The sequence below is a fragment of the Inquilinus sp. genome, from assembly GCF_057815775.1.
The window spans coordinates 1-5,469 of the sequence record NZ_JBYRFX010000835.1 but is presented as its reverse complement, the minus strand read 5'-3'; the positions used below and the strand labels follow the sequence as shown (position 1 = coordinate 5,469).

The 5,469-nt window shown below is 70.1% G+C and carries 3 protein-coding genes and 1 pseudogene; 2 read left to right on the top strand and 2 right to left on the bottom strand.

The features are described from left to right. Positions 1 to 398 (top strand): annotated as a pseudogene (locus tag AC3XYG_RS29875) (hypothetical protein); the annotation flags it as partial. Between the two features lie 307 nt (positions 399 to 705). On the opposite strand, the gene AC3XYG_RS29870 reads toward AC3XYG_RS29875, so the two are convergent. Together AC3XYG_RS29870 and AC3XYG_RS29865 are read right to left on the bottom strand one after the other, a co-directional pair. After that, positions 706 to 1,509, bottom strand: a complete 804-nt coding sequence (locus tag AC3XYG_RS29870; RefSeq protein WP_489143517.1) for a methyltransferase domain-containing protein — start codon at positions 1,507 to 1,509, stop codon at positions 706 to 708. Beyond that, positions 1,499 to 4,018, bottom strand: a complete 2,520-nt coding sequence (locus AC3XYG_RS29865) for a mechanosensitive ion channel family protein (protein WP_489143516.1) — start codon at positions 4,016 to 4,018, stop codon at positions 1,499 to 1,501. The genes AC3XYG_RS29870 and AC3XYG_RS29865 overlap by 11 nt, the downstream gene beginning before the upstream one ends. A gap of 226 nt (positions 4,019 to 4,244) precedes the next feature. Between AC3XYG_RS29865 and AC3XYG_RS29860 the strand changes: the two genes are divergently transcribed. Continuing rightward, on the top strand, positions 4,245 to 5,469 hold a 1,225-nt coding region (locus AC3XYG_RS29860), incomplete at its 3' end, for an acetate--CoA ligase (RefSeq protein ID WP_489143515.1).

Sequence of the window (5,469 nt, the reverse complement as noted above, 5' to 3'; positions counted from 1 at the left end):
GTCCGGACCCGGCCGAGGCGCCGGATCGCCCGGACCGGGAAAGCCTGACCGAGCTCGCGGATTTCGGCTTCTCGCTCGACCGCTGCGGCCCCGGCGAGGTCATCGCCCGGATCTATCGCGACCTGGGCCTGCCCCCGGACCCCGCCCACTGGCCGCAAGCCTGGCCGGACGGAGCGCCGGTCCCGGACAAGGTCGCCGCCAAGGCATCCGGCCCTGACAGAACCCCCGATCGCCCTGCGGCCCCGAACCACCCCGCGGTGCCGTCATCCGATCCATCTTCATCCGATCAGGGGCCGGAGCCATCGCCCCCGCCTTCCCCCGAGGACGGCCCGGCTCCATCGGCCGATCCACCCATGCCATCAGCCCGACAACATGGTCCACCTGAAGACAGCAGCTGACGGGTGACGCAGCCGATCGAACGTGGCCGCCCATCCTTCACCGTCATTGCGAGCGCAGCGAAGCAATCCAGTCGTGCAGCCCGAGGCGGCCCGAACCTGGATCGCCACGCCCTACGGGCTCGCGATGACGGCGCGGGTTGGGCGAGGTCGGTTCGCGCCGGAACCGTCATTGGGAGCGCCGCTCACACAATCAGGCTCTCAGAGGCCGTTTGGAAATGCGCTGGTGTGAGTCGGCTGGCGGTGGTTTTCGAGAACCGGCGCGCAGCGGACTTAACGTCCGTGAGCACCGGAAGCACAGAAACCGCCGTCAGACGGCCGCACCAGTAGCAGTTCCGAACGGCCTGCGTCGGCAGTCGAACAGGTGGTTGCGGTTCACCCGGAAGCGGCGGCGCTGGTGCGGGCCCAGCAGGCGGCGGCTGTCGATGATATCAGGGACCAGGCCGGCTGCCGCGAGGCGGTCCGGAAAGTCGCGGCCGTTGATGCGGTAGTGATACGGGTGGCCGAAGCGCCGCATCCGCTCCATCGCGTCGGCGATGGCGGCACCGTCCTGCGTCGGGCCCTTCGGGTCGAACGGCACCATGATGATGGCGCGGCCGCCGGGCCGCAGCACCCGCGCCAGCTCGGCGATCGCCCTGGTGTCGCCGGGGATGTGCTCGAGCACATGGTTGGCGATCACGCGGTCGAAGCTGGCATCGGCAAAAGGCAGCGCCGTCAGGTCGGCCTGGACGTCGGCATAGGGGTTGAACAGGTCGACCGAGCGGTAGTGCAGGTTGGGCAGGCCGCGCAGCCGCTGTTCCAGCCAAGGCTCCGGCGCCGCATGCAGCACCCGGTGCCGGCCGGTCAGCAGATCGGTCCGGGCCGTCAGGTACAGCCAGAGGAAGCGGTGCCGTTCGACGCTGCCGCAGTTCGGGCACATGGCGTTGCGCCGGCCGTCCAGGCCGAAGGGCAGAAAGCGCCGTGCCCGGGTGCCGCAGATCGGGCATTCCAGCACCCCGGCCGGCCCCTTCGGCGCCTTCGGACGAGCGTAGAGCCGTTCGCTCCGGTACACCGCCGCCTCGTCCAGACGGTCGCGGGCGATGTCGCCGACGACCCGGCCGAGGTCATGCAGCATGCGACGATTCCCGGGCCTCCGCCGGAGTCTCCTCGACCGCGGCACTATCCGGCGGGGTCTCGCCGGAAGGCTGCGGCCGGGCGCCATCGCGCTCGCGCACCGCGGTGGCCAGCACCTGCACCGCCTGCGGCAGCGAGATGTCGGCCGCGATCGGCTGGAACGCGATGCCGGCCGCGCGGAACGCCTTCCAGATGGCGAAGCGCAGATCGGTGCCGACCCCGGCGAAGTTGTCGACATCGGAGATGTGGCAGCGCAGTTCGAGGTCCAGCGTCCCGGTGCTGAAGCTCTTGAAGGCCACCACCGGGGCCGGGAAGGCGCTGACGCGCTTGTCCTCCTTGGCGATCGCCAACAGCATCTCGCGCGCCACCTCGGCATCGGCGGAGGCGGCGATCGAGACCGGGATGTCGACCCGGCCGTTCTTGTCCTTGTGTGTCCAGTTGACGACCTGGGACGAGATCAGGTTGCCGTTCGGCACGATCACCGAGGAGCGCTGGAAGGTCTGGATATCGGTGGCGCGGACGCTGATGCGCCGGACCGTGCCTTCGGCGCCGCCGACCACCACCCAGTCGCCCACCTTCACCGGCCGTTCGACCAGCAGGATCAGGCCGGCGACGAAGTTCTGGACGATGTTCTGCAGGCCGAAACCGATACCGACCGACAGGGCGCCGGCGATCAGTGCCAGGTTCGACAGGTCAAGCCCGAGCACGCCGACGCCGAGCAGCACCGCGATCGTCACGCCGAGATAGCCGATGCCGGTGCGGATCGAGTTCTTCAGGCCGCGGTCGATCTGCAGCTTTTCGAGGAAGTGGGCGTCGAGCCGCCGCTGCAGGAAGCGGGTGGCGGTGATGCCGACGGTGAAGGCGACGATGGCGCCGAGGATGTCGAGCGGCGCGATGCGGACGCCGCCGACCTTCGCCCCGTTCAGGACGGTGGTGCCGATCGCCGAGATGTCGCTGCTGCTGAGCCCGATGATGGGCGCCAGCACCAGCAGCGCGGCCAGGCCGAGGACGATATCGGTGCACAGGGCGGTGCCGGTCTCGAACACCCACAAGCCGCGATCGTTCGGGAACAGCGAGTGGCGCACCCGGGCCATCGGCCCGACCGGCTGGGTCAGGAACCGGCCGATCGCTTCATGCACCATGCCGCGCAGGATCAGGAAGGCGGCGCCGATGCCGATCGTGGCGACGAGCAGATAGGTGACGTACAGCGCCAGCTTCTGATAGCCGATCAGCCCGGCGACCAGCACCACCACGGCCAGCAGCGCGGTCAGCAGGCGCAGCCGCGACCAGCGCCCGGCCGGCCGGGCCGAGGCCGGCAGGTCGTCGGACGGCTCACCCTGCGGCGAGGTCTCGACATCGGCGCGATAGCCCCACAGCGATCCCGGCAACAGGGCCAGAAGCGCCAGCGCGCCCGCGGCCAGCGAGGCCGCGACCAGCAGGGCGCGCAACTCGCCCTGCATCAGGATGCGGCCGTCGGCCATCGCCAGCGTGACCCCGGCGATGGCCCAGATCCCGGCCCCCAGCCGCAGCCGGTGGCACAGGGTGCGGGCCGAGGCATCGATCAGGTCGATCAGGCGCCAGGCGGGATCGTCGGGCGTCAGCGCGGCGGAGATCGCGGCCGAGGCCAGGAAATAGGCGACGATGCCCCAGGCCAGGACGCCCAGGGCGATCATCGCGACATAGCTGGCCGGCCGATCGCCGAGCCAGCCGGCGCAGATCACCGCCACCGCCAGCGTCATCATCGCGGGCAGCACACCATGGGCGATGGTGAGGACCAGGGCCGCGGCCGCCCGCCGCCGCAGGGACGGCACGGTTTCCGAGGGACGGCGGCCGAACCGCCGCAGCAGCCAGCGCCGCGCCAGCCAGCCGAGGCCGAGGACGATGGTTGCGAACAGGATGCGCCGGGCCATCTCGCCCACCCCGTCCCAGCCGGCGCCGGCCGGGTCCTGGAACGGCAGCATCAGCCGCGTGGCCAGATAGGTGGCCTGGTCGGGGACGGAGCCCCAGACCTGCGGATCGAAGGCCGCGGGCGCCACCGTCAGCAGGTCGCGCCGGAACCGGTCGACCCGCGCCGCATCGGCGGTCTGCTGCAGCAGGTTGGCCTGGGTCTTGACCGCTTCGGCCTGCCGGACCTGGCCGTCGAACTTCGCCAGGGCGTCCGCCAGCTCCTGCCGCTGCTTCACCACATCGGCCGATTCCGGGGGGGCGCCTTCAGCCGGCGGCGGCCCCAGCGCGTCGCTGACCTGCTTGATCCGGCCCAGCGTCGTGTTCGCGGCATCCGCCGCGGCCTGCGCCTGGTCGACCACGGCCGACAGCTGGGTGCGCAACGCGTTGTAGCCGTCGTCCGACAGGTTCTGCGCCGACAGCTGGACATAGAGCTGCCGCAGCGTGCCCTGCCATCCCGCGCTCTGCTTGTCGAAATCCGGATTGGTCTGGGCCGCGGCCGGCAGGGCGGCGAAGCCGAGGGCCAGCAGCAGGAACAGGCGGGGGAGCAGGGCGCGAAAGGTCATGGGCGGCCGAACCGGCACCGGATGCTATGGGGGATGTGTCTCTTTCCATGCCAAAGCGGCGACAAGAAGGCGACCCCGCCGATCGTCGCAGCAGCAATGCGCCGCGTCGCACTCCGGAAATCATGGATCAAGCCGTGGCCAGAGGCGCGGTCCTCTTGGTATGAATGCCGGAGCGATGAGCCGGCGCAGCCGGCAGACAGAGAAGACGATCGAGCGGGAGACCCCCATGAGCAGCGACACCAGCCTCTTCCCCGTGTCCGGCGACTGGGCCAAGCGCGCCTGGGTGGATTCCGCCAAGTACCAGGCGATGTACGAACAGTCGGTCGGCGACCCCGACGGCTTCTGGGCCGAGCACGGCAAGCGGGTCGACTGGATCAAGCCCTTCACCAAGGTCAAGGACACCAGCTTCGAAGGCGACGTCCACATCCGCTGGTTCGAGGACGGCACGCTGAACGCGTCGGCCAACTGCATCGACCGGCACCTGGCCAAGCGCGCCGACCAGACCGCGATCATCTGGGAAGGCGACGACCCGAAGGACAGCCGGCACATCACCTATCGCGAGCTGCACGAGCAGGTCAGCCGCCTGGCCAATGTGCTGAAGGCGCGTGGCGTGAAGAAGGGCGACCGGGTCACGGTCTACCTGCCGATGATCCCGGAGGCGGCCTATGCCCTGCTGGCCTGCGCCCGGATCGGCGCGGTGCATTCGGTGGTGTTCGGCGGCTTCTCGCCCGACAGCCTGAAGGACCGCATCCTCGATTGCGGCTCGACCATCCTGATCACCGCCGATGAGGGGCTGCGCGGCGGCCGGGCCGTGGCGCTGAAGGCCAATGCCGACGAGGCGCTGAAGAGCTGCCCCGACGTCACCAGCTGCATCGTGGTGCGCCGCACCGGCGGCAAGGTCGGCTGGACCGAAGGCCGCGACATCTGGCTGCACGAGGCGGCGGCCGAGGTTTCGGCCGACTGCCCGCCAGCGGAGATGAACGCCGAGGACCCGCTGTTCATCCTCTACACCTCGGGCTCGACCGGCAAGCCGAAGGGGGTGCTGCACACCACCGGCGGCTACCTGGTCTATGCCGCGATGACCCACCAGTACGTGTTCGACTATCACGACGGGGACGTCTACTGGTGCACCGCCGATGTCGGCTGGGTCACCGGGCACAGCTACATCCTGTACGGGCCGCTGGCGAACGGCGCAACGACGTTGATGTTCGAAGGCGTGCCGAACCACCCCGACACCTCGCGCTTCTGGCAGGTGGTGGACAAGCACAAGGTCAACATCTTCTACACCGCCCCCACCGCCATCCGTGCCTTGATGCGCGACGGCGAGGGCCCGGTGAAGACCACCAGCCGCGCCTCGCTGCGGCTGCTCGGCTCGGTCGGCGAGCCGATCAACCCCGAGGCCTGGCTGTGGTACCACCGCGTGGTCGGCGACGGCCGCTGCCCGATCGTCG